Raw genomic sequence first — 25,929 nt, forward strand, 5'->3', positions numbered from 1 at the left:
CAATGAAAAAGATATTAGTAATAGACAACTATGATTCCTTTGTGTACAACCTTGTGCACTACCTAGAAGAATTAGACTGCATCGTTACCGTAAAACGTAATGACCAGTTTGCGCTTGAAGAGTGCGAGCAGTATGATAAAATATTACTTTCTCCAGGCCCTGGCATTCCAGAGGAAGCTGGACTGCTCAAGCAAGTAATAAAAACTTATGGAGGAAGAAAACCTATACTTGGCGTTTGCCTAGGGCAACAAGCCATAGGTGAAGTGTACGGAGGCACGCTTATCAATCTAGATAAGGTTTTTCACGGTGTCGCGACACAAGTGAGTATCACGCAGCCAGACACAGTACTTTTTAAAGACCTTGGTAAAGAAATAGCTGTAGGGCGTTATCACTCGTGGGTGGTAGCTACAGAAGATTTTCCGCCAGCATTAGAAGTTACTGCGGTAGATGAAAATGGCCAGATAATGGCACTGCGTCACAGAGAACTTGATATACGCGGTGTACAGTTTCACCCAGAATCTGTACTTACTCCAGAAGGAAAAACAATGATTAAAAATTGGGTGATTAGTTAATACTATATACGATGAGATTTACATTATTTCTACTAGCAAGTTGTTTTCTATTAATAGGTGGTTGTGAGAGCACAAAATCAACACCTAAAGAAACTACAAAACCTGCGACACCCGTGGTCGTAATAGAAGCCGAACCTGAGCCGCTTAAAGAAGTAGTAGAAGATGAGAATGTAGATGTCTATAAAAACCTGATTTTTAACACAAAACTTGGTGTAAGTCCTAAGCGACCTAACTGGGTACTTTTTTCTAACGGCACCTATATTATTTTCCCTACGGGAACGAGTAAAGAAGATATGCGTAAAAGCGCATTAGGTTTCTTGCAACGCTTTACAAGCGAGTCTGCTTCTGTAAGAAAGTCACCACTTACAAAAGGATGGATAGCAAGCACACCAAAGGGAGTTTACAATTACGTAGCACTTAATCAAGCTAGTTCAAGACTAGCAACAGATCAAGAACTAGCAACAATAGGATTGCAAAACATAAAGAAAGATAAAGCAGACCCTATTATTGTTCACATCAACACGCCTAAATAATGAAAGCCATACTTAATAGATTAATTAACCACGACCAACTCACAAAAGCCGAAAGCCGTGAGGTTCTCGTAAACATCTCTGAGGGTAAATACAACCAGAGTCAGATTGCTTCTTTCCTTACCGTTTATATGATGCGTAGCATCACGGTAGAGGAGCTAGAAGGTTTTAGAGATGCCTTGCTGGATCTTTGCCTTGCCGTAGATTTTTCTGAGTATAACGCCATAGATCTTTGTGGTACAGGTGGTGATGGTAAAGACACTTTTAATATCTCAACACTCTCTAGCTTTGTAACAGCAGGTGCTGGTGTGCACGTGACTAAGCACGGTAATTATGGGGTGAGCTCGGTAAGTGGGAGTAGTAATGTGATGGAGTATCTAGGCATAAAATTTAGTAATGACAAGGACTTTTTGAAGCGCTCTATGGATGAGGTAGGGATGTGTGTTCTACACGCACCACTCTTCCACCCTGCTATGAAAAACGTAGGCCCTATACGTCGAGAGCTAGGTGTAAAAACCTTTTTTAATATGCTAGGCCCTATGGTTAATCCTGCATTCCCTAGCAACCAGCTAGTGGGAGTTTTTAATTTAGAACTGGCAAGAATGTATGGATATTTATATCAAAAAGGAGATAAGAATTTTACCATACTGCACGCCCTAGATGGTTATGATGAGATATCACTTACAGGAGCTACAAAGGCTATTACAAATGAAACAGAGCTTATGCTCACACCTCGAGATTTTGGTGTAAATGCACACGCTCAAAAAGATATTTATGGTGGTGACTCTGTTGAATCTTCGGCGCAAATATTTACAAATGTAATTTCTGGTAAAGGTACCCAGGCGCAAAATAATGTGGTGTGTGCAAACGCTGGGATGGCTATTGCGACTGTAAAAGGGCTAACACCTTTACAAGGTTTTGAACAAGCAAAAGAGAGCTTACTCTCTGGTAAAGCCGCACAAAAACTCAAACAACTTCAAGCCCTAAGCAACTAAGATGACCATACTAGATAAAATTACAGCAGATAAAATTAAGGAAGTAGCTTTAAAAAAAAGTCTCATCCCTGTGAGCCAGCTAGAGCAATCTGTTCTTTTTGACAGAGCAACCGCATCACTTGCAAAAGCAGTAAGTACAGGCTCTGGGATTATTGCAGAGCATAAAAGAAGGTCTCCTAGCAAGTCTGTTATAAACAACAGCCTGAGTGTGCAAGACGTCGCAAGCGGTTATGAGCAGGCAGGCGTGAGCGGGATGTCTGTACTCACAGATGGAAAATATTTTGGTGGCTCGCTAGACGACTTATTACTCGCCAGAGCAGCAGCACAGTTTCCGCTATTGCGTAAAGAGTTTATAGTAGATGAATACCAGATTCTTGAGGCCAAAGCCTACGGTGCAGATGCGATATTACTTATTGCAGCTACGCTTTCGCGAAAGCAAATAGAGCAGTTTTCAACCTTTGCAAAAAGTCTTGGTCTCGATGTGCTTTGTGAATCTCATAATGAAAAAGAATTACAGAAGTCTATTATGCCTTCTGTAGATATGCTAGGCATCAACAACCGAAACCTAAAGACCTTTGAAGTAAGCCTAGAGACGAGCAAAGAACTCATCAAGCAAATTCCAGATGAGTTTGTAAAAGTGTCAGAAAGCGGCATTAGCTCGGTTGAAGCGATTAAAGAACTAAAACCACACGGTTTTCACGGGTTTTTAATTGGTGAAAACTTTATGAAAACAGATAACCCAGGAGAGAGTGCAGCAACTTTTATTAATCAGTTATGAAGTTAAGATATAAAAAGAAAAAGCTTATTATTTATGGAGTAATGGCCCTTGTATGGAGTGTACTTGGTATTATATCCTTTATTGAAAATGAAAACAATTTCACTAAGTACTCGTACCTCGTGCTTGGTGTCGTGCATATTATAATATTTATATTATATCAACATCAAGGATATGCAAAGATTACCAATGGTGTTATAGTCGTTGGAGAATTGAAGAAAGAAAGAATCTCCATTGACCAACTTATAGAGATTAAACACGTGGCTGGAGATTTTGTACTTGTTTCGCAAACAAATAAAGTAAGTCTTAGTAAGGATCAGGTACGTGAAGAAGACTGGAAAGAGTTTATAGCCATTCCAAAGATTAAAGCCTTAGATCCACACCAATACAATTCTTAAAAGATTAAATAATTATAAATAACCTCAATAGTAACCCGATAATGAAACTCAAAATATGCGGTATGAAATATAACACACAAGAGGTCGCTGCGTTGCAGCCAGACTATCTTGGCTTTATATTTTATGAGAAGAGCAAACGAGATTTTGGCGACCTAGCGATTCCAGAATTACCTGAGGGAATTGACCGCGTAGGAGTTTTTGTAGATGCTGATATTGCTTTCGCGAAAGCGAAAATAACACAGCACAACCTCAACGTCATCCAGTTACACGGGAGCGAGTCACCAGCATATATAAATGAGCTTAGAAGTTGTCTGGTCGAGCGCAGTCGAGACCTCAAGATTTGGAAAGTTTTTGGAATCAAAGACAGTTTTGACTTTGAGCAGCTCATACCTTACGAGGGCCTTGTAGATGCATTCCTTTTTGACACAAAGGGAAAAGAAAAAGGAGGCAACGGCTACACCTTTGACTGGAGTGTTTTAAAAAATTACACATCCCAAACGCCTATCATTTTAAGTGGCGGCATAGGACTAGAAGAAGTAGAAAAAGTAAAAGAAATACTGGCAACAGATTTGCCTATTATCGCACTAGACGTAAATAGCAAATTTGAGGATAAACCAGGATTAAAAAATATTGAAAAATTAACCGAATTTAAAAAAGTATTGCAGCTATGATACTAGAAAATAACACCAGTTACCAAGCAGACGAGAGAGGGTACTACGGAGATTTTGGCGGAGCATTTATTCCAGAGATGCTCTATCCTAACGTAGAAGAACTGCGCTCTCAGTATGTGCAAATTATGCAGGAGCCTTCTTTTCAAGAAGAGTTTAAACAACTCTTAAAAGATTATGTAGGTCGTCCTACACCGCTTTATTATGCAAAACGCTTTAGCGAGAAGTATGGCACAAAGGTATATCTCAAAAGGGAAGATCTCTGTCATACCGGAGCTCATAAAGTAAATAATACCATAGGCCAGATCCTTATGGCTAAGCGACTAGGCAAGAACCGCATTATCGCAGAGACTGGCGCGGGACAGCACGGTGTTGCAACAGCAACGGTGTGTGCACTTATGGGACTAGAATGTATTGTATATATGGGTGCTGTAGATATTGAGCGCCAAGCGCCTAACGTAGCTCGTATGAAAATGCTAGGAGCAACCGTACGTCCAGCAATGTCTGGAAGTAGAACCTTAAAAGATGCGACTAACGAAGCGATACGTGACTGGATTAATAACCCAGTAGACACACATTACATCATAGGTTCTGTGGTGGGACCACACCCTTATCCAGATATGGTGGCTCGTTTTCAGTCGGTGATTTCTGAGGAGACTAAGAAGCAGTTGCTAGAAAAAGAAGGGAAAGAAAATCCAGATTATGTAGTAGCCTGTGTGGGTGGTGGTAGTAACGCCGCTGGATTATATTACCATTATCTCGATGAACCAGAAGTAGGTATTATCGCAGTAGAGGCTGCTGGTAAAGGAGTAGACACTGGTGAGAGTGCTGCAACATCTGCACTAGGACGCGAGGGGATTATACACGGGAGTAAGACCTTATTAATGCAAACAGACGATGGGCAGATTACAGAGCCTTACTCTATCTCTGCTGGTCTTGATTACCCTGGTGTAGGACCTATGCACGCAAACCTCTTCCGTTCTGGGCGTGGGGAGTTTATCTCTGTCACAGATGCAGATGCGATGACGGCTGGACTAGAGCTTAGTAAACTAGAAGGTATTATCCCTGCGATTGAGACAAGTCACGCACTTGCCATTTTTGAGACTAGAAAATTCAAAAATGACGATATCGTAGTGATCAATCTTTCGGGACGTGGTGATAAGGATTTAAATACGTTTATAGAATATTTTAATTTATAGAACTACGCTTTCGCGAAAGCGAAATAAACATCAATATTAATTCCCGCTTAGACAGGAATGACAAAATATTTATTCAGATGAATAGAATAAAAGAAAAATTACAAGAAGATAAAAAGCTACTAAGCTTATACTTCACTGCTGGATATCCAGCCATAGATGATACTGTTTCTATCTTAACACAGCTTCAAGAAAGCGGTGTTGATATGGTGGAGATAGGATTACCATTTTCAGATCCGCTGGCAGATGGGCCTACTATTCAAGAGTCAAGTACTGCCGCACTTCATAATGGGATGACTACCGAAAAGTTGTTTAGCCAGTTAGACGGTATTCGTGAGACCATACATATCCCACTTATTGTGATGGGCTACTTTAACCCGATGTTACAATATGGGGTTGAGAAATTCTGTAAGCGATGTCAAGAAATAGGGATAGATGGTATTATTATGCCAGACTTACCACTTGCCGAATATGAAGCGGAGTATAAAGAGATTTTTGAAAAGTACGGACTTATTAATGTATTCCTAATCACACCACAAACTAGTGACGCGCGTATACAACAGATAGATGCCGCGAGTGATGGGTTTATCTATATGGTGAGTAGTGCGAGTACGACGGGCGCTACGAGCGGTTTTGGTAACAGCACAGAAGATTACTTTAAACGTATTGCAGCTATGAATCTTAACAATCCGCAGATTGTAGGTTTTGGGATAAGTAATGAGGAAACTTTTAACGCGGCCACTACCCATCAAAAAGGAGCCATTATAGGAAGTGCTTTTATAAAGCATATTACTAAGAATGGAGCAAACAGTGTGGCTAGCTTTGTAGAAACCATAAGATAATCAACACTTTAACCTAAGACTAACAAGCCTTTAAGACGAATTAACAACCGTGATTTTTATCTTTATATCAACTTAAAAATGAAAAAGATTATGGAACGTAAATTTGAAAGAAAAGTAGAGCAAACTAACCCGACCAATCCAACGGGAAATATAAATCAAACTACAAACGACTTTGATATCGATAAAAAGACCATTAAAGAACAGCAGAATAAGAAGTAATTAGGTTTTAGATTATATATAAATGGTAAAAGCCGCCCACTGGGCGGCTTTTTTTATGGATAAAGGTTTTGAGCTTTATTTTGCTTTTGCTTGTATCTCTTTCCAGATTTTATTTGCACAAGGCTCAACCACATCTGGTACCAGACCAGAGCAGTCACCACCGTTACGTATTACATCACGTACTATGGAAGAAGATATATAGCTCTTACCAGAACTCGTAAGTAAGAATACGGTCTCGATACCAGATAATTTTCTGTTAGTATGGGCGATTGCCTTTTCAAACTCAAAATCTCCAGGATTACGTAGTCCTCTTAAAATGAACTCGCTTTCTTGCTCTTTACAAAAGTCTATAGTGAGACCTTTATAGGTCATTACTTTAATGCGTGGCTCATCTTTAAACGTATCTTCTAGAAACTGCTTGCGCTGCTCTAGAGAGAACATATATTTTTTATCTGAGTTGACACCTATAGCAAGAATTATCTCGTCAAAGAGCGTAAGACCTCGTTCTATTATATCGTAATGCCCAAGTGTAATGGGATCAAAACTCCCCGGAAATACTGCCTTTCTTTTCATAATCTTAATCTTAATGTCATTCCCGCAAAAGCGAGAATCTCAAGGATACTACCTCTGTAAATTTAACTGTTATTTCTAATTGCTACTTCTATAGCTTTCCCAAACACGTCTGTAAGTGATAATCCTGCTGCTTTAAACTCTCTTGGGATAATACTTTCCTTTGACAATCCAGGATTAGTATTTACCTCAACAAAATGCGGTTTACCCTCGTGAAAGATAAAATCTATACGGCAAATCCCCTTAAGACCCAGTAATTCATAAATACCCTTTGTAAGTCCCTGCACATCTGCCGTCTCACGCTCATCTAGTCTTGCTGGCACAATCTCTTGTGATTTTCCAGAGTACTTTGCTTCTAGACTAAAAAAGTCTCCATCTGGTACAATCTCACAAACTGGAAGCACCTCTGCCCCATTGCCAAAATCATACACTCCTACAGATACTTCTGTCCCGCTCAAAAATGACTCAATCAAAACCTGATTATCTTCCTTAAAGGCATTATCTAGCGCCGCTATAAGATCACCCTCTTTGTACACCTTACTCACTCCATAACTAGAACCTGCACGGTTAGGCTTTACAAAACAAGGGTAGCCCACTTTTAAGGCTAGTGAATTTTTAAAAGGCATATCAATCTCATCGCCCTTATTTACGTATACAGATTGCGCCATTGGCACGCCGTATGAACTCAACACGCTTAGTGTGTCTCGCTTATTAAACGTCATTGCACTCTCATAAAAACCACAACTTGTCTGTGGGATTCCTAGCAATTCTAAGTAGGCTTGTAATTTTCCGTCCTCGCCCGGCGTTCCGTGTATGGTATTGTAACAGGCGTCAAAGGTTACCTTTTTCGCGGAAGCGTCCTTAAAGCTAAAGTCACCTTTATCTATCGTAAATCGTTCACCATCTACCACACAAAACCACCCATCGATAAGGATGTGCACGGCATATACTTGGTATTTTTCTTTATCTAAAGAGGCAACTACGGTGGCACCACTGTTAAGCGATATTTCATACTCGCTACTGTAGCCACCCATTAAAACGGCGATATTTTTTTTCTGCACTTTCGTGAAAATTTGAAAAGACAAAACTAAATCTGTCTCATTAACGTTAATGTAAAAATAGGTATAATCATACCTACACCAAATAGGCTATCTATTTTATATATTTGCACCCTTAACCACAACCCGTCTATGAGTCTTTTAAAATTTCTAGTGAGCAAAGCATTTGTTAAACAAATTGTACTTGCTGTCATCATCATCATCGCATTAGTATTTATTACTCGATGGTGGTTAGGAAGCACCACAAATCACGATGAACGTATTGCCGTGCCTAATGTAAAAGGGATGACGCTTGATCTAGTCTCTCAAGAACTAGAAAATGCAGATCTGCGTTACTTTATTATAGACAGTGCAAATTTTAATCCTGACTATCCTAAGTATTCTGTGATTGATCAAGAGCCTAATGCTGGAAAATTTGTAAAAGAAAACAGACAGATATACTTAGTACTTAACCCTTCTGGTTATCAAAAAATGACCATCCCTCCTATTGTAGGTAAAACACGCCGCCAGGCAGAACCTTCATTAAAAGCGCTAGGATTTGAGATAGGCAAAGTAACCTATGTAGACTGGATAGGAAAAGACGAAGTAAGAGATATAAGACACAAAGGAAAGAGAGTGAAAGCTGGAGATAGATTAGAAAAAACTTCTGTTATCGACCTAGTACTAGGTAATGGTAAAGGTGACTACCGCGACGCTATTTCTGATGACTCATCAGACGAAAACTAAACAATGAACGAAGAACAACCCATAGGTCCAGAACCTCAAGACGACGAACTTTACGAGCACTACAGCTTTACTGCTAGCAAAGGTCAAGAACCATTACGTGTAGATAAGTTCTTAATGAATTTTGTAGAAAATGCTACCCGTAATAAAATCCAGAAGGCTGCCAAAAATGGTAGCATTCAAGTGAATAATATTGTTGTAAAACAAAATTATAAGGTAAAAGCTGGAGACGTGGTACGTGCCATGTTTGAGCACCCGCCACACGAGTTTTTACTCACACCAGAAGATATTGATATTGATGTGGTTTATGAAGACGACCAACTTATGGTAGTCAACAAACCTGCAGGAATGGTAGTGCACCCAGGGCATGGTAACTACTCTGGAACGCTTATTAATGCACTTATCCACCACGTAGATAACCTCCCCAACAACTCCAGTGATAGACCAGGACTTGTACACCGTATCGATAAAGATACGAGCGGACTACTTGTAGTTGCCAAAACGGAGCGAGCAATGACTCACCTCTCTAAGCAGTTTTTTAATAAAACAACAGAGAGAGAATATGTTGCTATCGTATGGGGTAACGTAACAGAAGACGAGGGAACGATAGAAGGAAACATAGGCCGTCACCCTAAAAACAGATTACAAAACACCGTTTTTTACGGAGACGAAGCAGATCAAGGGAAACCAGCTGTTACTCATTACAAAGTAATAGAGCGTCTAGGTTATGTAACACTCGTAAGTTGTAAGCTCGAGACAGGACGCACACACCAGATACGTGTGCACATGAAGCACATAGGCCACACCCTCTTTAACGATGAGCGTTATGGCGGTAATGCCATCTTAAAAGGAACATCATTTACGAAATATAAACAGTTTGTAGATAACTGTTTTAAAATATTACCACGCCAGGCACTACACGCAAAAACGCTTGGTTTTGTACACCCCACCACAGGCGAGTACAAACGTTTTGAAACTCCTATCCCAGAAGATATGGCAGGTTGTATAGAAAAGTGGCGCGCCTATGCCGTACACAGCAAAGAGCAGTAAGATTTTTTTCGCTTTCGCGAAAGCTTACTCATAACAATAAGCAGCAACTCCTTTTGGGGTTGCTTTTTTGTTTTGTGGTACTTAAGTAAGTTTTGGTAGTAATATTTAAATACAGATAAACACCTACCTCAACCTTCCGTCAAAGAAAAGGAGCTAGAAGTCTCCCTTTGAAGGGAGATTTAGAGGGATGCTGAACATTTGGCATTATTAAATTTTACATCTTTATAAATCAAACACCACATTAAACTATCAATCCCACCATAACCAAAAACAATAGCCAAGCACTTAATTATAAGACATAATTGCTAACTTTGATACAAAAGAAAAATACCTATGAAAATCGTTGTATCACCAGCAAAGTCACTTAATTTTGAAGATAAGCTACCTACTACGCGTGCTACACAGCCGCAGTTTTTAGAGCAAGCAGAAAAGCTTAACAGCAAGCTTTCTAATACGACAAAAACAGAGATTCAAGACCTGATGCACATCAGTGAGAAGCTTGCAGACTTAAACTACCAGCGATACCAAGATTTTACCACTCCATTTACAAAAAAGAATGCGAGACCAGCCGTGTACACCTTTGATGGTGATGTATACACGGGGCTTGATGCCTATACCCTACCTACAGAAAAGCTTGACAAACTTCAAGACACTTTACGTATTTTAAGTGGGATGTACGGAATCTTACGACCGCTAGATTTAATGCAGGCTTACCGCCTTGAGATGGGCACAAAACTAGAGTACTACAGTAATAAAAATTTATACGAGTTTTGGGGAGACACCCTTACCGAAGCGCTTAATAAAGAACTTAAAGATGATGAGCTTTTTGTAAACCTAGCGAGTCAAGAGTACTTTAAATCTATAAAACCTAAGCAGCTCAAAGTACCCGTAATCACACCTATCTTTAAAGATTTCAAAAACGGGAAACTTAAGATTATTTCATTCTTTGCAAAAAAAGCCCGTGGCTCGATGGTGCGTTATATTATAGATAAGGATGTAAACACAATAGACGGTCTCAAAGGTTTTGATTATGACGGCTACGCCTATAGCGCAGAAGAGTCTAATGAAGATAAAAACGAATTTGTATTTACAAGGTAATCGATGCTAAGGTCATTAATTATAGCGCTGTTTGTTCTCACTAGTGTGCCAGCAATTGCTTGCACCTGTGCAAAAGACCCGAAGGTTTCAAAAAAAGAAGAAATTATAGATAAGTACGAACGCGCCGATGTCGTTTTTAGCGGTAATCTTATAAAGAAAGAATTACTTAATAAAGCACGCAAGCGCAGTAGCGGAGATCCCGTGCGTTATACCTTTGAAATCATCAAGCAGTACAAGGGCTCTTTTTCTAAAAGCACGATTGAGATACTTTCTGAAGCTTCTGGAAGTAGTTGTGGCTATGTATTTAGTGAAGGTTTGACTTACTTAGTGTATACAAGAGCTACTTCGCATTTTAATAATAGATTTCCACAGCTGGTAGATGATAAAAATGCACATACAACCAGTCTCTGTTCTGGGAATATGCTTAGAAAAAAGGTAGACAAAAAACAACTACGCATTTTAAAAAGACTAAAAGCAAAAGGTTAAACCTTCTGCATTTTTGCAGCTTCCTTAGCTTTCTTCCTGCCTTTTTTTCTTCTTTTTGCGCCAAAAGTTCCGCGGCTTATTTTTCCTCTTCTTGATTTTTTATCTCCTCTTCCCATATCCTTATTTTTGGTTAATCTCAATGTAGCACTTTTTAAAAAGAACCTATTTTAAAATTCTGTTAATCATCTGCCTACATTATCTTTATAAATAAAAGATCCTTGATGACATATTATATTCTTATTGCACTCCAACTGGCTTGTGCTTACCATATTTACAAGAATAAAAATAGCTTCTACTGGTATTTTGCCATCCTCCTATTGCCTGCAATAGGCTGCCTAGTGTACGTTATTGCTCAGATTTTTAATAAAAAAGATGTTGCTGTAGTTCAAAAGGAATTTACAGCGGTTATCAATCCTACCAAAAAGATCAGCCAACTTGAAAAGAAAGTAGAATTTTCTGATACGTATTCTAACCGCGTAGAGCTGGGAGATGCGCTACTTGCGATAGGTAACTTTAAAGAAGCAGCCGTTCAATATGATGCTGTCTTACATGGAAATCACACTAGTGATTACTATGCCAATACACAGTTGCTAATTGCTCTTTTTGAGCAAGAAAAGTATGACGAAGTGATTTCCATAGGTGAGAAAATGAGCAAATTTTCGGATTTTGAAAAATCCCAAGCGCAATTTAAATACGGACTCGCACTATCAAAAGCTGGTAAGGATGACGAGGCAGAAGCTATCCTAAAAAAAATAGACCAGCGATATTCTAATTACCCTGAACGATTAGCATTATCTAAATTTTATATTGAAAACGAGATGCAATCTAAAGCTCTAGAAGTACTTCATGAAATGCAAGACGAATATCTAAACCTTACCAAACCAAATAAAAAACTGCACAAAAACACGTTTATAGAGGTAGATAGACTTGTTGCTACTACACAATCATAATGGCTATTTTTAAACATACACATCCCTACCCGCCATTTAATATTGAGAATGCCACAAAACTCATAGTAGGCACACTACCTCCTCCTCGGTTTACAGAAGGTACGCTCAAACCTGGAGATGTTAACTTTTGCTATGGCAGTATCGATGGGCAATTATGGCCTATTTTAAATAAGATTTTTAATCTCAATCTTACATTTAAAACTACAGAGCAAGCCATTCAAGAGCGTAAAGACTTTTTGATATCTCGTAATATCGGTGTTTGCGATATTGTCGCTTCCTCAGAACGCATTAAAATAGACGCTTCAGATATTGGGATGACTAACGTCACGCTTAGAGATATTTTCGGCTACTTAAGCAAGTCTCCAAAGGTGGAAACACTATTATTTACCGGCGGAAACAGTAAAAATGGTCCTGAGTATTTCTTTAGGAAAGCTTGTAAGGAGCAGGGTATAAAGTTAAAAGTAATAAGTAGCGAAGTACCACGAGTTCATCAGTTTCAATGGCAAGGACGTGCTATTAAAACTGTATCTCTCACTGCGCCATCAGGAGCAGCAAATAGAGCCGTGGGCAGTCTTGCTCTTTACAAACAACTTAAAAAGGAAAATCCGCAATTTAATACCATAGACTTCAGAGTCTTGCAGTATGCTCCATTCTTTTAAGGTTTTTACGCTTTCGCGAAAGCGTAACTTAACACTATACTGCTCAAAACAACTTGCTTTTTATTTTTGAACCAATTTGTATCTTCACACTTCAAGTTCAACCAAATGAAAAGACTTTTTTTACTCCCGCTACTCGCCATTGCAATCAGTTGTGGTGACACAAAAGACAATCCAGAAAATAAAGACTTTACTACACGCTTTGAAAAAAGTGGAGGTACAGAAACCCCAACCTACCAAGAAGTCATCGCTTTTTATAAAGATCTTGATACTGCGTATCGCTCTATTAAAACCTATGAAGTAGGCACGACAGACATTGGCGAACCACTTACACTTGTTACTTTTAATCCCAACCGAAGCTTTGATAGTGAGTTTTCTAATGATATGGATGTGCGCCGAATTCTCATTAATAATGGTATTCACCCTGGGGAGTCAGACGGGATAGATGCAACTATGATGCTTATGCGAGACCTCGCACAAGGAAAGATAGAGGCCCCAGAAAACACATGGGTAAGTGCGATTGCAATCTATAATGTGGGTGGCGCTCTTAACCGCAATAGCGGGACGAGAACCAATCAAAACGGACCAAAAGAATATGGTTTCCGCGGTAATGCTCAAAATTATGATCTCAATCGTGATTTTATAAAGCGTGACACAAAAAATGCTGCCGCTTTTGCAGAGATTTATCACATGATTGAGCCAGATGTTTTTATAGATAATCACGTAAGCAATGGCGCAGATTATCAATACACGCTTACACACCTCTTTACACAGCACAACAAATTAGGAGGAGCATTAGGTGATTATGTCCATGAGGAATTCCAGCCTATGCTTGAGGAAGATCTTAAAGCCAAAGACTGGGAGATTACTCCGTATGTAAACGTTTTTAACAGTACTCCAGAAAAAGGTTTCAGCCAGTTTATGGATTACCCACGCTACTCGACGGGTTTCACTTCGCTCTGGAATACTATCGGCCTCATGGTAGAAACCCACATGCTGAAGCCTTATAAACCACGTGTAGAAGGAACATACGAATTAATGAAGAGCATCTTAAAAATCACTGCCGAAAACGGCACAAAGATTAAAGAAATGCGCGAGGGTGCTTTTAACGCTTTCGCGAAAGCGGAAACTTATCCCGTACAATTTGCTCTAGACACGACCAAAACCACCACCCTAGATTTCTTAGGATATGAAGGAAAGATGCAGCCTAGTGAAGTGACCGGGAAGGAGCGTCTCAAATATGATGTCAATAAACCTTTTACTAAGAAGGTGACTTACTACGATTATTTTAAGCCTACTAAGGAGGTAACAATACCAAAAGCTTATGTAATCCCTCGAGGTTACAGAGATATTGCTCTTATCTTAAAGGCAAATGACATCAAGTTTGATCAGCTTAAAATGGATACTACTTTTGTAGCTCAAGTATATCACATAGACACCTATGAAACCCGCAAGAGTCCTTATGAAGGTCATTATTTGCATTACAACACAAGTTTAAAAACTTCTGAAGAAGAAGTTACCATACCTAAAGGTGGTTATATAGTGCCTACAGATCAAAAAGGAATACGCTACATTCTAGAAACACTAGAGCCAGAGGCGACAGATAGTTTCTTTAACTGGAACTATTTTGACACTATATTACAACAGAAGGAAGGCTTCTCACCATACGTATGGGAAGATAAGGCACAACAATTTCTTGAGACCCACCCTAAAATTAGAATAGAGTTTAATCTCAAGAAGTCGTTAAATTCTGATTTTGCAAATAACTGGTATGCTCAGCTAGACTGGATTCATAAAAAATCTTCTAGTTATGAGAAGGCCCACCTACGCTACCCTATCGTTAGGATGCTTAACTAGATATTCTTTAGGAAAGATGAGCTTGATATTTTCATAAGATTTATCAAGCGCTTTCTGTGATTTTTCAAAGTTAAGCCACTTTGCTTTCTTAATACCTTCCTTTGCTTGTGGTACTAGCTCGTCTGTGCAGCTTGTGTGCATCTCAAACCAGAAGGTCTCTTTAAGCCTAAACTCGCCATTACGTTTAAAAACGTGGTAAGTGATTTCTAGAGGCTTTGTTATCGTAAGTCCCGTCACACCTGTCTCCTCCTCTACTTCTCTAATGGCACAGTCCTCTATATCTTCCTTTTTCTCAATCTTACCCTTAGGCAAATCCCAGCGACCATTGCGATAGATAAAAAGAATTTCTTTTTTATCGTTGTATACAAGTCCGCCGCCCGCTATCACAAGTTTAAGTTTCTTGCGCAGGTGCTTGAGTAACTTCTCTTCCTTAGGATGGTAGAGGTTAATATATAACTGTTCTCCTTTATATAATTTCTTAATCAATTTCTTGATCTTCACCTTCTTTATAGAGATGGTTTTATAGTTCTTACCTATCACCTTTTCTGTAGATAGAATAATAGGAATATCATTCACAAAAACTTTATACATTTGCAGTATGATTTTAGACAAAGAAACGGCAAAAAAAACTGCCGAATTGCTTTTGCAAATTAATGCAATAAAATTACAACCGCAAGAACCTTTTACATGGGCTTCTGGCTGGCAATCCCCAATTTATTGTGATAACCGCATCACACTATCGTATCCTCCTATTAGAAACTACATTCATCAAGAAATGGCAAAGCAAGTAGAAAGTATCTACGGCAAGCCAGATGCTATTGTGGGTGTTGCTACAGGAGCCATAGGTATTGGTATGCTTGTTGCAGATTATCTCAACGTACCTTTTGCTTACGTACGTCCAGAGCCTAAGAAGCACGGACGTAAAAACCAAATAGAAGGTCACCTAGAACCTAACAGCAATGTAGTGGTAATAGAAGATCTTATAAGCACTGGTAAGAGTAGCCTTATGGCAGTAGAAGCTCTTAAAAATTCTAACATGACGGTAAAAGGCATGCTTGCCATCTTTACCTACGGTTTTGATACCGCTACTCAGAATTTTGAAGAAGCTGGAGTTACACTTAATACATTAAGTGATTATTCTCATTTATTACTGCAAGCTAGGGACACAAATTTTATCACAGAAGCACAACAAGAAACGCTAGAAAACTGGCGCAAAAGCCCATCAACCTGGGAAAAATAACATTAAAACTACCTAAATGAATTTAGAAAGTCCTGTAAAGACATTAGACAAGTCGCCAGAAGAAGTTTATAATTTCTTAATGAACATTGAGAACTTCGAAAAATTAATGCCCGAAAATACTAAGTTTGAGAAGATAAACGACACACGTTTCCTTTTTGGACTTAAAGGAATGCCAGAAATAGTACTAGATCTTAAGGAAGGAATTCCTCATAACAAAGTAGTATTAGGGGCTGCCAGTGACAAAGTACCTTTCCAACTTACTGCAGACATCAAAGAACTAGCAGCAGATAAAAGTGAAGTTCAACTACATTTTGAAGGAGAATTCAATGCAATGATGGCTATGATGGTTAAAGGACCTATCACAAAATTCATAGGCACACTTTCTGATAATATGGATGTTATTGCATAAAGCAGTTTAAATTCAATATTTCGTAAAAATCAAAGAAGTCCTACAATCTTGAGCAATCTCGATGGTAGGACTTTTTTATATGCTTATTTTTACATAATAAATTCAATAATATGGCAGACATAGAGAAGCTAGAGGCATTTGTAACACAAGTGCGTAGAGATATCGTACGACAAGTACACAAAGTAAGTTCTGGACACCCAGGCGGATCATTAGGATGTGCCGAATTTATTTCGGTTCTCTATCAAGAGCTTATGGAACGTAATGAAGGATTTGATATGGACGGTATAGGAGAAGATCTTTTCTTCCTTTCTAACGGTCACATATCACCTGTTTTTTATAGCGTATTAGCTCGTTCTGGATATTTCCCAGTAGAAGAACTTAACACTTTTAGACTACTTAACTCTAGACTACAAGGACACCCTACTACACATGAAGGGCTTCCTGGAGTGCGTATCGCCTCTGGATCACTAGGGCAAGGACTAAGTGTTGCGGTAGGTGCCGCTCAAGCAAAAAAACTTAACAAAGACAACCATACTATCTATACCTTAATGGGAGATGGTGAATTGCAAGAAGGTCAAAATTGGGAAGCAATTATGTATGCTTCGGCAAAAAAGGTTGATAATATTATAGCTACCGTAGATCTCAACGGCCAGCAGATAGATGGTAGCACAGACCACGTATTAAACATGGGAAGCGTGCGTGCAAAATTTGAAGCCTTTGGGTGGATTGTTCTTGATATTGAACAAGGAAATGATGTAGACGCTATTGTAAAAGGAATGAATCAAGCCAAAGATCTTTCTGGAAACGGAAAACCAGTTTGTGTATTATTACACACAATCATGGGTAATGGTGTAGACTTTATGATGGGTACCCACGCGTGGCATGGTAAAGCTCCTAATGATGATCAACTCGCTAGTGCACTAGAGCAAAATCCAGAAACTTTAGGCGATTACTAAACCTTTTCTTATTACGCTTTCGCGAAAGCGTACCAAAAACTTTTACAATGAAAACATACGAAAATACAGGCAGTAAGGATACAAGATCAGGTTTTGGCGCAGGAATGACAGAATTAGGAAGAACAAATCCTAATGTGGTATCTCTTTGTGCAGACCTTATAGGTTCTCTAAAAATACAGACGTTTATAGATGAAAACCCTGAACGTTTTTTTCAAATAGGAATTGCCGAAGCTAATATGATGGGTATCGCCGCAGGACTTACTATAGGAGGAAAAATTCCGTTTACAGGAACTTTTGCAAACTTCTCTACAGGTCGTGTTTATGACCAGATAAGACAATCTATAGCCTACTCTGGTAAAAATGTGAAGATATGTGCTTCTCACGCGGGTCTCACCCTAGGTGAAGATGGTGCAACACACCAAATTCTTGAAGACATAGGTCTTATGAAGATGTTACCAGGGATGACAGTGATTAATACTTGCGATTACAACCAGACTAAAGCGGCTACTATCGCACTTGCAGACCACGTAGGACCGGTTTACTTACGTTTTGGCCGTCCAGTAGTACCTAACTTTACTCCAGCAGATCAAACATTTGAAATAGGTAAAGCAGTACAATTACAAGAAGGAAATGATGTTACCATCGTTGCAACGGGCCACCTTGTTTGGGAAGCGCTAGAGGCTTGTAAAGTACTTAACGAAAAAGGCATCACAGCAGATGTAATCAATATACACACTATAAAACCTCTAGATGCAGAGGCAATCATTAAGTCTGTAAAAAAGACTGGATGCGTGGTAACTGCAGAGGAGCATAACTTTTTAGGAGGTCTAGGTGAGAGTGTTGCTAGAGAGCTATCTCTTACCCACCCTGTACCACAAGAGTACGTTGCCACAGCAGACACCTTTGGTGAGAGTGGAACACCTGCTCAACTTATGGAAAAGTACGGACTAAATGCAGATGCCATCGTAAAAGCTGTAGAAAAAGTAGTAGCTAGAAAATAATCAAACAACACAACCGTTTATATAAAAGACATAGGCAGTATGATTGTAACATACTGCCTTTTTATTTGTCTCTCTATTAATCAATAAAACTTCAATTATGAAAAAAATCATTGTAGCAGTATTACTCTTATCAAGTATAACTGCATTCAGCCAAAGCGAAGGGTTCGGTATCAAGGGCGGACTCAATTATGGCTCTGTAGGAGATCTTGAGTTTACATCAGAATTTGCCGAAAGTACTTTTGACAAAGAAAACAAGTCTGGCTTTCACGCTGGTATATATTACAAGGCAGAATTTGCTGGTATTTTTATACAACCAGAGCTATTATACACTAAAATTAATACCGAATATCAGAGTAATATTTCAGGCTCTAGTAGTATAGATTATGAATTGTCAAAAATTGATGTTCCTGTGCTAATAGGGTTTAACGTTGTAGGGCCTTTGAATGTTAAGGGTGGGCCTTCTTTCCAATACATTTTGGATGATGAATTTGATGGGATAGATATTGATTTTGAAGATCCAGAAAATTCATTTACCGTAGGTTACCAGCTAGGTGCAGGACTTTCGTTTGGTAGACTTGGTATTGATGTAAGATATGAAGGAGCATTTACAGACAATACAATTATAACAGAATCACAAGCCGAAGAAAACAGTGTAGGCTTCAAAGTAGATGCGAGACCAACGCAATGGATTCTTAGTTTATCTTACGCCCTTGACGGAGGGAATTAGTTTTAAAAAAATATAGATTTTAAAATCGGGTATCCTTTCTGAGGATACTCGATTTTTTTTTGATATAACTTAAAGGCTATTAACCATAACCAGCTATTAGAAAATGCAATTATGTCACACCTCCTAATCTCTTTTAGGAAGGTCTTACACTTTATATTCTATTTTTCATTACTTCTTAGACATCTGTTGTGACCATTATTTAGTGCCTTAAAATAGATAAAATAAAAAAGTCACATTGGTTTATCCAATGTGACTTTTTTAAATTTCTATAACGCTTTCGCGAAAGCGTGATTACATCCTAGCTATCTGCATCTAGATAATCAGGTGTACCATCTCCATCTGTATCTGTATAGGTAACAACTCCCGTTGAACTATTAATTCGGATTTCATCAATAGTATTTCTACCATCGCCATCATCATCATCATCTAAGTGATTGTTGATCCCGTCTCCATCTGTATCGATAAATGATACTAAATTCCCTTCTTCGTCAAGCGTAATTTCTAACCTCGTAGTCACACCATCATTATCATCATCTGGATCTTGATATGCAAAAGACAAATCACTATCTGGATCATCTGCCTCATCAAAAAGGAAACCATTACCATCTAGATCCTCATCTATCGTGATAATACCATCATCATCATGATCTGTAATCACTACATTAAAAACAGAAAAAGTAAATACTAGAGGACTGTATATTTCAACACTTCCAGGAGGAAGATTAAAATATGCTAACCCGCTAGGTATAAACACAGCTCCTACACCATAGTCTTCGTAAGCTGTTGTTCCATCTCCATTGGTCATAGGGCCTGACCCAGCTCCCTTAAAACCGGCTATACCATTTTGAAAACCATCTATAGTTCTAGTGAGGTCAAACCACACTGGATTAGGCGAAGAGTCAAAAACAGAACTATTTAAGTTTCTACCCGTATAATTTAAGAGTGTAGAATCTGCATACGTAGCTGCAGGCTTTTCACTTGATCCTTGTCTTGCAGTAAGTATATAAATCGTTTGATCAGTATCTTCTCGATTATAAGTAAGACTTGTCAACTCAGGTCGATCAATTATTGGTGTTTTATCACTATTCACAGAAGCAATAGTATCAAAGCGTATTTTGTAATCAAAATCTGCTGTAGGATTCTCAAATTCTTCATAATTGTAGAAGTGAGTCTCTAGATAATCACGAATCTCTGCATCATCCTCTACCGCCTGCTCTCCTCTATCTCTAGGAGGAACAATTGTAATATCTGCATCATCATCAGAAGGGCAACCAACACATAGTAATAAAACTATAGCTAAACCTAGGTAATTTCTTAATTTCATCAATTTTAATTTAAGGAGTGCAAGATACAATTTTGATGTATTTTTGCACATTACTTTATCTTTATTAACGCGGTTTTATCCCATTTTATATGAGAGTAGACAAATATTTATGGTGCGTGCGCTACTTTAAGACTAGATCTATTGCAACTACAGCTTGCAAGAAGGGTCAAGTAAAAATAAACAACACCTCTGTAAAACCTTCTCGAGACATCTATCCTACTGACACCATTACTGTGCGCAAAAATCAGGTTACTTACGTTCTAGAAGTTCTTGATCTTCCCGAAAGCAGACTGGGTGCAAAACTAGTGGGCATGTATGTGCGAGACAAAACTCCAAAAGAGAATCTAGAAAAACTAGAATTACTTAAATACTCTAAAGATTACTATCGTAAAAAGGGTGTAGGACGTCCTACAAAGAAAGACAGAAGAAGCATTGATGAGATTTACAACAATGATGATTTTTTTAAAAGTGATGAAGAGGAATAGTGGGTTAATTGAATATCTTTAACCCTTAAGCTAGCACAGACATGAAAGTTAAACTTGAAAAAATACTAGACCACCAAGCAATAGCCCATAAAACAAAGCGCATTGCCTTTCAAATCTATGAAAGCAATGCAAATGAAGAAGAGGTTATACTAGCAGGTATTGCAGATAATGGCTACAAATTTGCCGAACGCCTAGCTACGGTACTTTCCGAAATATCTCCTCTGAAAACAATCCTTTGTAAAGTAACTATGGACAAGAAGAACCCGCTGGGTACGGTCCAGACAAGTTTACCTGCAAGTGAGTATCAAAATAAATCTATCGTACTTATAGATGATGTACTCAATTCTGGTACAACGCTTGTATATGGCGTAAAACATTTTCTAGACGTACCATTAAAGAGATTTAAGACTGCCGTACTAGTTAATAGAAATCACAAAAAATACCCCGTAAAAGCAGACTTCAAAGGCATTTCATTGAGCACATCGCTTAATGAATCTGTAAAAGTCACTTTTAGAAAAGGTAACGACACAGCTGTTCTAGAGTAATTTCTTTAAAATTTGGGCTGTTAGTTCTTCTGCTGATTGGCTTTCTACTTTAACCACAATATCTGCCTGGTTATAATAAAAACCTCTCTCAAATAAGTGCTTCCTTATATAGTCTTCTAGATCTTCTAGCGATTGCATACTAGCAATTAATGGACGCTGCTCCTTTGCTTGCCATAATCTATTTGCCAGTACTTTAAAATTCCAATTAAGGTAAATAGTCTTTGCATTTGCATCTTTAATAAGTTGCAAGTTATTTCCATAGCAAGGTGTTCCACCGCCCAAGGCTATTATTGTATCATCATCATTATTATCAATAAGCGCTTTAAGATGTCTTGTCTCGGCTTTTCTAAAATAAATTTCACCTTTATTTTCAAATATTTCGGTAATGCTACTCCCCTCTTTCTCTTCTATATAGGCGTCAAAATCTAAAAAATTGTAAGAAAGTGCTTCAGCAAGCAGTGGTCCAATGGTTGATTTTCCCGAACCCATATACCCCATCAAAAAATAATTCATAGCAAACTAATTGAAAAACAAAGGTATATATTAATCTAAAAAAAAGATTGAAATTTTTATTTAAAACGTTTGGTTACAACAATTAATTAAGTGTATATTTGCACCCGCAATAAGGCAATGACCTGGTAGCTCAGTTGGTAGAGCATCTCCCTTTTAAGGAGAGGGTCCTGGGTTCGAGCCCCAGCCAGGTCACTTGATAAGTGCAAACCTCCATCACTAGATGGAGGTTTTTTTATGACCAAAAATGTTCTTAAAATTTTTTCACATTTAAGCCTTTAGTTTCAAAAGAAGACTTTATATTTGCACCCTCGTTAAAATGACGACCTGGTAGCTCAGTTGGTAGAGCATCTCCCTTTTAAGGAGAGGGTCCTGGGTTCGAGCCCCAGCCAGGTCACTTTATGAGTTTAAACCTTTATCAATAGATGGAGGTTTTTTTATGCGCTAAAATTAACAACACTTAAAAATAGTTTTAGATTCGCCCTAGAGTTTCATAAGAAGATTTTATATTTGCACCCGCATTGATAAAATGCTACCTATCTACCCGGGTGCTGAAATTGGTAGACAGGCACGGTTGAGGGCCGTGTGCACTAGTTGCGTGTGGGTTCAAGTCCCATCCCGGGTACAAAGAGAGTTAGTCTTAAGATTAACTCTCTTTTTTATTGTAATTCTTTCCTGATTATAAAGATCCCTCAGATACTATGCACGCAGAAAGGTTATCATACTAGTCCTTTTATTTGAAATATTCACGCTTTCGCGAAAGCGCAACCCTATTTTCATAAACTTTGTTTAAATTTTAATAGTCATAGGTTAAACAAAATAATTAAATTCCCTACTTTTACATATAAATAAGGAGTTTTATGAAAAATGCTGTAAAAACAAAATTTAGTATAAAGGACCTTGAGGGCTTAAGTGGTATTAAGGCTCACACCATACGTATATGGGAGAAAAGATATGGACTTCTTGAACCACTACGTACAGATACCAATATAAGAACTTATGCACTAAGTGATTTACAAAAGCTACTTAATGTTGTTTTTCTTACAGAGCACAAATACAAAATTTCAAAAATTGCTCGTCATTCGACTAAAGAAATTGCGGCGCTAGTTGCAAGTTTGATTTCTGATTCTGATGAGTCTAGTGAAAACCACGCTATCAATTCTTTCAAGATAGCGATGATGAATTTTGATCAAAATTTATTTCACAAAACATATAATGCCCTTAATGAGACTAAGCCCTTTGTAAAAATATTTTATGAGGTTTTTATACCATTATTACATGAGATAGGATTGCTATGGCAAACAGACACTATCAATCCATCACACGAACATTTTATATTTAATCTTATAAAGCACAAAATTCTTATTAATATTGAAAAAACTCAGATCAACGTTCCACCGCTGAAAGAAAAGACATTTGCACTTTTTCTTCCCGAGAATGAGATACATGAGTTAGGGCTATTATTTCTTAATTATGAATTGGTATCCCATGGCTACAAGGTTATTTACTTGGGTCAAAGCATTATGCTTTCCAACTTAAAATACCTTTCTGTAAATCACCCTAATCTATCATTTGCATCTTACTTCACTGTGAACCCCCTAGAAAGCGAGATTCCACAATATTTTGAAGAATTTAATGCTGTTTTTGAAAATCAGAAATTAGACCTCTACGTACTAGGAGCAATGACTAGCAAAATAGATGAAACAAAAGTTCCTTCAAACATTCACATTATGCTTAGCATAAGAGAGTTTGTAAATGTTATAAAACAGTCTACACCATCATATGCATAAAAAAATTGTAATTATAGGATCTGGATTTTCATCCCTATCTGCTGCGTGTTATCTTGCTCAAGCTGGTAACGAGGTGCACCTTTATGAAAAAAATCAAACCCTAGGTGGTCGTGCCAGACAACTTAAAGAAGAGGGCTTTACTTTTGATATGGGCCCTAGCTGGTACTGGATGCCAGACATCTTTGAAAAGTTTTTTGGAGATTTTAATAAAAAGGTTTCAGACTTTTACCAGTTAGAAAAGCTGGACCCCGCTTATTACGTTTGGTTTAAAGATGAAGTTGTAACCATAGGTGATACGCTAGATAAAATAGCTACAGAGTTTGAGCGTATAGAGCCAGGGAGCTCTCCTCAACTCAAAAAGTTTATAAAAAATGCTGGAGTCAACTATGACATTGCTATTAACGATGTAGTAAACAAGCCAGGCCTTTCACCTTTTGAACTTGTAACTCCAGAAACGGCAGTACGCGTAAATCAGTTTTTTAAGACTATAAGTGATGACGTGCGCAAGGCTTTTAAAAATGAAAAGCTGGTTTCTATTTTAGAATTTCCAGTATTGTTTCTCGGAGCTAAACCTAATAACACACCTGCATTCTATCGTTTTATGAACTATGCAGATTTTGGCTTAGGGACTTGGCATCCTAAAGGTGGTATGCACGAGGTCATCAAAGGGATGATTAAGCTGGCACACTCACTAGGAGTAAAAACTCATACAAGCGCTGGTGCCAGTAAAATTCTGGTAGATCAAGGAAAAGTACAAGGAATTATAGTTAATGGGGAAACCATTACTGCAGATTATGTCGTAAGTGGAGCAGACTATCATCACAGTGAGACTTTGCTAGACCCATCATATAGACAATACACAGAGAAGTACTGGGACAGCCGTGTATTTGCACCGTCATCACTACTCTTTTATGTAGGTTTTGATAAAAAGTTTGATAACGTAGCTCATCACAACTTGTTCTTTGATACAGATTTTGACCAGCACGCAAGAACCATTTATGACGATCTTGCTTGGCCAGAAGAGCCTTTATTTTATGCAAATTTCCCATCGGTATCAGATGAGACAATGGCGCCAGAAGGTAAAGAAAATGGATTTTTCTTAATCCCTATAGCTCCTGGTGTAGAAGATACGCAGGCACTACGTGATCAATATTTTGATATTATAATGGAAAGACTAGAGCGATTATCTGGTCAAAATTTTAGAAATCATATTATCTTTAAGAAGTCATTTTGTGTAGATGACTTTGTAAGTGAGTATAACAGTTATAAAGGAAATGCCTACGGAATGGCAAATACTTTAAAGCAAACAGCTTTTCTTAGACCTAATTTAAGAAGTAAGAAAGTTAAAAATTTGTATTTTACTGGACAGTTAACGGTTCCAGGACCTGGCGTACCTCCAGCCCTCATATCTGGTAAGCTTGTATCAAAATTAATAAGCAAATCAATTAAATAATGAAATCTCTATTTGACACCGTATCGAGAAGCTGTGCAAAGGTTGTAACTCAATCATATAGCACCTCATTTGCAAGCGCGACTAAAATGCTTGCACCCTGTATACGTCAGGACATTTATAACATTTATGGTTTTGTAAGATTTGCAGATGAGATTGTAGATTCTTTTCACGACTATGACAAGCCTACGCTATTCAAACGTTTTGAAGAAGATCTTGAGCACGCGCTTACAGATAAAATAAGCCTCAACCCTATTCTCAACGCCTTTCAAGAGACCGTGCATAAATATGATATAGACCCTGCACATATCGCATCGTTTATGAAAAGTATGCGCCTAGATCTCACAAAACTAGATTATCTCACGGATGCAGAGTACAAGGAATACATTTACGGAAGCGCAGATGTAGTAGGCCTTATGTGTCTTACCGTTTTTGTAAAAGGAGACAAAGAAAAATACGAAAGCCTTAAAGACAGCGCGATGAGTTTAGGCTCTGCCTTTCAAAAAGTAAACTTTTTACGTGACCTCAAGGCAGATTTTGAAGGACTAAGTCGCACTTACTTCCCTAATACAAATCTTGTAAATCTTGATGAAGCCTCTAAGCAGCGTATTATCGAAGAGATAGAAGAAGACTTTGCAAAGGGACTAGCAGGTATAAATAGACTGCCTATAGAAGCAAAGTTTGGTGTGTATACCGCTTTCCGTTATTATCGAAAACTACTCACAAAACTTAAACGCGTTCCCTCTGCCGAAATTAGGAACACAAGAGTGCGCGTACCAGACTACGTAAAGGCAAGTCTGCTTGCACGTAGCTATGTAAAATATCGTTTAAACCTTATTTAAAAGAATC

The 25,929-nt window shown here is 38.2% G+C and carries 32 protein-coding genes and 3 tRNA genes; 29 read left to right on the forward strand and 6 right to left on the reverse strand.

Features of this window, described 5'->3' with window-relative positions:
• Positions 1-2: 2 nt before the first annotated feature.
• The 9 genes from SJY23_RS01025 (at position 3) to SJY23_RS01065 (ending at position 6,195) form a co-directional block, all read left to right on the forward strand.
• Positions 3-572 (forward strand): aminodeoxychorismate/anthranilate synthase component II, encoded by a 570-nt coding sequence (locus SJY23_RS01025; protein WP_299148150.1) that lies wholly within the window; start codon positions 3-5, stop codon positions 570-572.
• A gap of 11 nt (positions 573-583) precedes the next feature.
• Positions 584-1,105, forward strand: coding sequence for a hypothetical protein (locus SJY23_RS01030; RefSeq protein WP_396597138.1), 522 nt, complete (start codon positions 584-586; stop codon positions 1,103-1,105).
• Complete coding sequence (gene trpD / locus SJY23_RS01035; protein WP_035336121.1) at positions 1,105-2,097, forward strand: anthranilate phosphoribosyltransferase; 993 nt, start codon at positions 1,105-1,107, stop codon at positions 2,095-2,097. The genes SJY23_RS01030 and trpD overlap by 1 nt, the downstream gene beginning before the upstream one ends.
• Before the next feature lies 1 nt (position 2,098).
• Positions 2,099-2,875, forward strand: a complete 777-nt coding sequence (gene trpC, locus SJY23_RS01040; protein WP_396597139.1) for an indole-3-glycerol phosphate synthase TrpC — start codon at positions 2,099-2,101, stop codon at positions 2,873-2,875.
• Positions 2,872-3,270: a hypothetical protein gene (locus SJY23_RS01045; protein WP_396597140.1), complete on the forward strand. Its 399-nt coding sequence runs from the start codon at positions 2,872-2,874 to the stop codon at positions 3,268-3,270. The genes trpC and SJY23_RS01045 overlap by 4 nt, the downstream gene beginning before the upstream one ends.
• 62 nt (positions 3,271-3,332) lie before the next feature.
• Complete coding sequence (locus tag SJY23_RS01050; protein ID WP_396597141.1) at positions 3,333-3,941, forward strand: phosphoribosylanthranilate isomerase; 609 nt, start codon at positions 3,333-3,335, stop codon at positions 3,939-3,941.
• Positions 3,938-5,137 carry a tryptophan synthase subunit beta gene (gene trpB, locus SJY23_RS01055; RefSeq protein ID WP_396597142.1) on the forward strand — a complete coding sequence of 400 codons (1,200 nt, stop codon included), beginning with the start codon at positions 3,938-3,940 and terminating at the stop codon, positions 5,135-5,137. The genes SJY23_RS01050 and trpB overlap by 4 nt, the downstream gene beginning before the upstream one ends.
• A gap of 77 nt (positions 5,138-5,214) precedes the next feature.
• Complete coding sequence (gene trpA / locus SJY23_RS01060; RefSeq protein ID WP_396597143.1) at positions 5,215-5,976, forward strand: tryptophan synthase subunit alpha; 762 nt, start codon at positions 5,215-5,217, stop codon at positions 5,974-5,976.
• A 78-nt stretch (positions 5,977-6,054) separates the two neighbouring features.
• Positions 6,055-6,195, forward strand: coding sequence for a hypothetical protein (locus SJY23_RS01065; protein WP_157496178.1), 141 nt, complete (start codon positions 6,055-6,057; stop codon positions 6,193-6,195).
• 75 nt (positions 6,196-6,270) lie between these two features.
• Here the strand turns inward: SJY23_RS01065 and coaD are convergent, their stop codons facing one another.
• Together coaD and SJY23_RS01075 are read right to left on the reverse strand one after the other, a co-directional pair.
• Complete coding sequence (coaD, locus tag SJY23_RS01070) at positions 6,271-6,768, reverse strand: pantetheine-phosphate adenylyltransferase (RefSeq protein ID WP_375253482.1); 498 nt, start codon at positions 6,766-6,768, stop codon at positions 6,271-6,273.
• A gap of 62 nt (positions 6,769-6,830) precedes the next feature.
• The gene (locus tag SJY23_RS01075; protein WP_396597144.1) at positions 6,831-7,826 is read right to left on the reverse strand and encodes a D-alanine--D-alanine ligase; all 996 of its coding nucleotides are present in this window, start codon (positions 7,824-7,826) and stop codon (positions 6,831-6,833) included.
• Positions 7,827-7,955: 129 nt separating this feature from the next.
• Here SJY23_RS01075 and SJY23_RS01080 point away from each other — a divergent pair, with 129 nt between their 5' ends.
• The 4 genes from SJY23_RS01080 (at position 7,956) to SJY23_RS01095 (ending at position 11,180) form a co-directional block, all read left to right on the forward strand.
• Positions 7,956-8,549 (forward strand): PASTA domain-containing protein, encoded by a 594-nt coding sequence (locus tag SJY23_RS01080; protein WP_396597145.1) that lies wholly within the window; start codon positions 7,956-7,958, stop codon positions 8,547-8,549.
• 3 nt (positions 8,550-8,552) lie between these two features.
• Positions 8,553-9,596, forward strand: a complete 1,044-nt coding sequence (locus tag SJY23_RS01085) for an RluA family pseudouridine synthase (RefSeq protein ID WP_396597146.1) — start codon at positions 8,553-8,555, stop codon at positions 9,594-9,596.
• Between the two features lie 333 nt (positions 9,597-9,929).
• Positions 9,930-10,694 (forward strand): peroxide stress protein YaaA, encoded by a 765-nt coding sequence (gene yaaA / locus SJY23_RS01090; RefSeq protein ID WP_396597147.1) that lies wholly within the window; start codon positions 9,930-9,932, stop codon positions 10,692-10,694.
• A 3-nt stretch (positions 10,695-10,697) separates the two neighbouring features.
• On the forward strand, positions 10,698-11,180 hold the full coding sequence (locus SJY23_RS01095) for a hypothetical protein (protein ID WP_396597148.1): 483 nt from the start codon (positions 10,698-10,700) through the stop codon (positions 11,178-11,180).
• Here the strand turns inward: SJY23_RS01095 and SJY23_RS01100 are convergent.
• A complete protein-coding gene (locus SJY23_RS01100; RefSeq protein WP_396597149.1) occupies positions 11,177-11,296 on the reverse strand; it encodes a 30S ribosomal protein THX in 120 nt (39 codons plus the stop codon). The two genes, SJY23_RS01095 and SJY23_RS01100, sit on opposite strands and share 4 nt — an antisense overlap.
• A gap of 105 nt (positions 11,297-11,401) precedes the next feature.
• Between SJY23_RS01100 and SJY23_RS01105 the strand changes: the two genes are divergently transcribed.
• The 3 genes from SJY23_RS01105 (at position 11,402) to SJY23_RS01115 (ending at position 14,643) form a co-directional block, all read left to right on the forward strand.
• A complete protein-coding gene (locus SJY23_RS01105) occupies positions 11,402-12,130 on the forward strand; it encodes a hypothetical protein (RefSeq protein ID WP_396597150.1) in 729 nt (242 codons plus the stop codon).
• Complete coding sequence (locus SJY23_RS01110) at positions 12,130-12,789, forward strand: uracil-DNA glycosylase family protein (protein WP_396597151.1); 660 nt, start codon at positions 12,130-12,132, stop codon at positions 12,787-12,789. Before SJY23_RS01105 ends, SJY23_RS01110 begins: the two co-directional genes overlap by 1 nt.
• Before the next feature lie 105 nt (positions 12,790-12,894).
• Positions 12,895-14,643, forward strand: a complete 1,749-nt coding sequence (locus tag SJY23_RS01115) for a M14 family metallopeptidase (RefSeq protein ID WP_396597152.1) — start codon at positions 12,895-12,897, stop codon at positions 14,641-14,643.
• Here SJY23_RS01115 and SJY23_RS01120 read toward each other — a convergent pair.
• Positions 14,611-15,234, reverse strand: a complete 624-nt coding sequence (locus SJY23_RS01120) for an NUDIX hydrolase (RefSeq protein ID WP_035336099.1) — start codon at positions 15,232-15,234, stop codon at positions 14,611-14,613. The genes SJY23_RS01115 and SJY23_RS01120 overlap by 33 nt on opposite strands.
• Positions 15,235-15,241: 7 nt before the next feature.
• Here SJY23_RS01120 and pyrE point away from each other — a divergent pair, with 7 nt between their 5' ends.
• The 5 genes from pyrE (at position 15,242) to SJY23_RS01145 (ending at position 18,976) form a co-directional block, all read left to right on the forward strand.
• The gene (gene pyrE, locus SJY23_RS01125) at positions 15,242-15,883 is read left to right on the forward strand and encodes an orotate phosphoribosyltransferase (protein WP_035336098.1); all 642 of its coding nucleotides are present in this window, start codon (positions 15,242-15,244) and stop codon (positions 15,881-15,883) included.
• Between the two features lie 16 nt (positions 15,884-15,899).
• Positions 15,900-16,292 carry an SRPBCC family protein gene (locus tag SJY23_RS01130; protein ID WP_396597153.1) on the forward strand — a complete coding sequence of 131 codons (393 nt, stop codon included), beginning with the start codon at positions 15,900-15,902 and terminating at the stop codon, positions 16,290-16,292.
• Between the two features lie 110 nt (positions 16,293-16,402).
• Positions 16,403-17,248: a transketolase gene (locus SJY23_RS01135; RefSeq protein ID WP_396597154.1), complete on the forward strand. Its 846-nt coding sequence runs from the start codon at positions 16,403-16,405 to the stop codon at positions 17,246-17,248.
• Positions 17,249-17,295: 47 nt separating this feature from the next.
• The gene (locus SJY23_RS01140) at positions 17,296-18,249 is read left to right on the forward strand and encodes a transketolase family protein (protein ID WP_396597155.1); all 954 of its coding nucleotides are present in this window, start codon (positions 17,296-17,298) and stop codon (positions 18,247-18,249) included.
• Between the two features lie 97 nt (positions 18,250-18,346).
• Positions 18,347-18,976 carry a porin family protein gene (locus tag SJY23_RS01145; RefSeq protein WP_035336093.1) on the forward strand — a complete coding sequence of 210 codons (630 nt, stop codon included), beginning with the start codon at positions 18,347-18,349 and terminating at the stop codon, positions 18,974-18,976.
• Between the two features lie 298 nt (positions 18,977-19,274).
• On the opposite strand, the gene SJY23_RS01150 is transcribed toward SJY23_RS01145, so the two are convergent.
• Positions 19,275-20,300 (reverse strand): FKBP-type peptidyl-prolyl cis-trans isomerase, encoded by a 1,026-nt coding sequence (locus tag SJY23_RS01150; RefSeq protein ID WP_396597156.1) that lies wholly within the window; start codon positions 20,298-20,300, stop codon positions 19,275-19,277.
• Between the two features lie 89 nt (positions 20,301-20,389).
• Between SJY23_RS01150 and SJY23_RS01155 the strand changes: the two genes are divergently transcribed.
• Both SJY23_RS01155 and SJY23_RS01160 read left to right on the forward strand, forming a co-directional pair.
• Positions 20,390-20,785, forward strand: a complete 396-nt coding sequence (locus SJY23_RS01155; RefSeq protein ID WP_396597157.1) for an RNA-binding S4 domain-containing protein — start codon at positions 20,390-20,392, stop codon at positions 20,783-20,785.
• Positions 20,786-20,826: 41 nt separating this feature from the next.
• Entirely contained in the window at positions 20,827-21,330 is a 504-nt protein-coding gene (locus tag SJY23_RS01160; RefSeq protein ID WP_035336087.1) for a phosphoribosyltransferase family protein, read from the forward strand.
• Here the strand turns inward: SJY23_RS01160 and SJY23_RS01165 are convergent.
• Positions 21,322-21,843 carry a shikimate kinase gene (locus tag SJY23_RS01165; protein WP_035336084.1) on the reverse strand — a complete coding sequence of 174 codons (522 nt, stop codon included), beginning with the start codon at positions 21,841-21,843 and terminating at the stop codon, positions 21,322-21,324. The two genes, SJY23_RS01160 and SJY23_RS01165, sit on opposite strands and share 9 nt — an antisense overlap.
• Before the next feature lie 119 nt (positions 21,844-21,962).
• Here SJY23_RS01165 and SJY23_RS01170 point away from each other — a divergent pair.
• The 6 genes from SJY23_RS01170 to SJY23_RS01195 all read left to right on the forward strand — a co-directional run bounded on the left by SJY23_RS01170 (position 21,963) and on the right by SJY23_RS01195 (position 25,922).
• Positions 21,963-22,035, forward strand: a tRNA-Lys gene (locus SJY23_RS01170).
• Between the two features lie 129 nt (positions 22,036-22,164).
• Positions 22,165-22,237 (forward strand) — tRNA-Lys (locus SJY23_RS01175).
• Between the two features lie 145 nt (positions 22,238-22,382).
• Positions 22,383-22,465 (forward strand) — tRNA-Leu (locus tag SJY23_RS01180).
• 235 nt (positions 22,466-22,700) lie between these two features.
• Complete coding sequence (locus tag SJY23_RS01185) at positions 22,701-23,630, forward strand: MerR family transcriptional regulator (RefSeq protein ID WP_396597158.1); 930 nt, start codon at positions 22,701-22,703, stop codon at positions 23,628-23,630.
• Positions 23,623-25,083: a phytoene desaturase family protein gene (locus SJY23_RS01190; RefSeq protein ID WP_396597159.1), complete on the forward strand. Its 1,461-nt coding sequence runs from the start codon at positions 23,623-23,625 to the stop codon at positions 25,081-25,083. The genes SJY23_RS01185 and SJY23_RS01190 overlap by 8 nt, the downstream gene beginning before the upstream one ends.
• Positions 25,083-25,922, forward strand: coding sequence for a phytoene/squalene synthase family protein (locus tag SJY23_RS01195; protein ID WP_035336076.1), 840 nt, complete (start codon positions 25,083-25,085; stop codon positions 25,920-25,922). The genes SJY23_RS01190 and SJY23_RS01195 overlap by 1 nt, the downstream gene beginning before the upstream one ends.
• The last annotated feature ends 7 nt before the right edge of the window (positions 25,923-25,929 follow it).

Source organism: Dokdonia sp. R86516 (genome assembly GCF_044596715.1).
Taxonomy (GTDB): Bacteria; Bacteroidota; Bacteroidia; order Flavobacteriales; family Flavobacteriaceae; genus Dokdonia.

Excerpts from the sequence above, each read along its gene's own strand:
- SJY23_RS01025 (WP_299148150.1), top strand. The coding sequence starts at position 3 with ATGAAAAAGATATTAGTAATAGACAACTATGATTCCTTTGTGTACAAC.
- SJY23_RS01030 (WP_396597138.1), top strand. The coding sequence starts at position 584 with ATGAGATTTACATTATTTCTACTAGCAAGTTGTTTTCTATTAATAGGT.
- trpD (WP_035336121.1), top strand. The coding sequence starts at position 1,105 with ATGAAAGCCATACTTAATAGATTAATTAACCACGACCAACTCACAAAA.
- trpC (WP_396597139.1), top strand. The coding sequence starts at position 2,099 with ATGACCATACTAGATAAAATTACAGCAGATAAAATTAAGGAAGTAGCT.
- SJY23_RS01045 (WP_396597140.1), top strand. The coding sequence starts at position 2,872 with ATGAAGTTAAGATATAAAAAGAAAAAGCTTATTATTTATGGAGTAATG.
- SJY23_RS01050 (WP_396597141.1), top strand. The coding sequence starts at position 3,333 with ATGAAATATAACACACAAGAGGTCGCTGCGTTGCAGCCAGACTATCTT.
- trpB (WP_396597142.1), top strand. The coding sequence starts at position 3,938 with ATGATACTAGAAAATAACACCAGTTACCAAGCAGACGAGAGAGGGTAC.
- trpA (WP_396597143.1), top strand. The coding sequence starts at position 5,215 with ATGAATAGAATAAAAGAAAAATTACAAGAAGATAAAAAGCTACTAAGC.
- SJY23_RS01065 (WP_157496178.1), top strand. The coding sequence starts at position 6,055 with ATGAAAAAGATTATGGAACGTAAATTTGAAAGAAAAGTAGAGCAAACT.
- coaD (WP_375253482.1), bottom strand. The coding sequence starts at position 6,768 with ATGAAAAGAAAGGCAGTATTTCCGGGGAGTTTTGATCCCATTACACTT.
- SJY23_RS01080 (WP_396597145.1), top strand. The coding sequence starts at position 7,956 with ATGAGTCTTTTAAAATTTCTAGTGAGCAAAGCATTTGTTAAACAAATT.
- SJY23_RS01085 (WP_396597146.1), top strand. The coding sequence starts at position 8,553 with ATGAACGAAGAACAACCCATAGGTCCAGAACCTCAAGACGACGAACTT.
- yaaA (WP_396597147.1), top strand. The coding sequence starts at position 9,930 with ATGAAAATCGTTGTATCACCAGCAAAGTCACTTAATTTTGAAGATAAG.
- SJY23_RS01095 (WP_396597148.1), top strand. The coding sequence starts at position 10,698 with ATGCTAAGGTCATTAATTATAGCGCTGTTTGTTCTCACTAGTGTGCCA.
- SJY23_RS01100 (WP_396597149.1), bottom strand. The coding sequence starts at position 11,296 with ATGGGAAGAGGAGATAAAAAATCAAGAAGAGGAAAAATAAGCCGCGGA.
- SJY23_RS01105 (WP_396597150.1), top strand. The coding sequence starts at position 11,402 with ATGACATATTATATTCTTATTGCACTCCAACTGGCTTGTGCTTACCAT.
- SJY23_RS01110 (WP_396597151.1), top strand. The coding sequence starts at position 12,130 with ATGGCTATTTTTAAACATACACATCCCTACCCGCCATTTAATATTGAG.
- SJY23_RS01115 (WP_396597152.1), top strand. The coding sequence starts at position 12,895 with ATGAAAAGACTTTTTTTACTCCCGCTACTCGCCATTGCAATCAGTTGT.
- SJY23_RS01120 (WP_035336099.1), bottom strand. The coding sequence starts at position 15,234 with ATGTATAAAGTTTTTGTGAATGATATTCCTATTATTCTATCTACAGAA.
- pyrE (WP_035336098.1), top strand. The coding sequence starts at position 15,242 with ATGATTTTAGACAAAGAAACGGCAAAAAAAACTGCCGAATTGCTTTTG.
- SJY23_RS01130 (WP_396597153.1), top strand. The coding sequence starts at position 15,900 with ATGAATTTAGAAAGTCCTGTAAAGACATTAGACAAGTCGCCAGAAGAA.
- SJY23_RS01135 (WP_396597154.1), top strand. The coding sequence starts at position 16,403 with ATGGCAGACATAGAGAAGCTAGAGGCATTTGTAACACAAGTGCGTAGA.
- SJY23_RS01140 (WP_396597155.1), top strand. The coding sequence starts at position 17,296 with ATGAAAACATACGAAAATACAGGCAGTAAGGATACAAGATCAGGTTTT.
- SJY23_RS01145 (WP_035336093.1), top strand. The coding sequence starts at position 18,347 with ATGAAAAAAATCATTGTAGCAGTATTACTCTTATCAAGTATAACTGCA.
- SJY23_RS01150 (WP_396597156.1), bottom strand. The coding sequence starts at position 20,300 with ATGAAATTAAGAAATTACCTAGGTTTAGCTATAGTTTTATTACTATGT.
- SJY23_RS01155 (WP_396597157.1), top strand. The coding sequence starts at position 20,390 with ATGAGAGTAGACAAATATTTATGGTGCGTGCGCTACTTTAAGACTAGA.
- SJY23_RS01160 (WP_035336087.1), top strand. The coding sequence starts at position 20,827 with ATGAAAGTTAAACTTGAAAAAATACTAGACCACCAAGCAATAGCCCAT.
- SJY23_RS01165 (WP_035336084.1), bottom strand. The coding sequence starts at position 21,843 with ATGAATTATTTTTTGATGGGGTATATGGGTTCGGGAAAATCAACCATT.
- SJY23_RS01185 (WP_396597158.1), top strand. The coding sequence starts at position 22,701 with ATGAAAAATGCTGTAAAAACAAAATTTAGTATAAAGGACCTTGAGGGC.
- SJY23_RS01190 (WP_396597159.1), top strand. The coding sequence starts at position 23,623 with ATGCATAAAAAAATTGTAATTATAGGATCTGGATTTTCATCCCTATCT.
- SJY23_RS01195 (WP_035336076.1), top strand. The coding sequence starts at position 25,083 with ATGAAATCTCTATTTGACACCGTATCGAGAAGCTGTGCAAAGGTTGTA.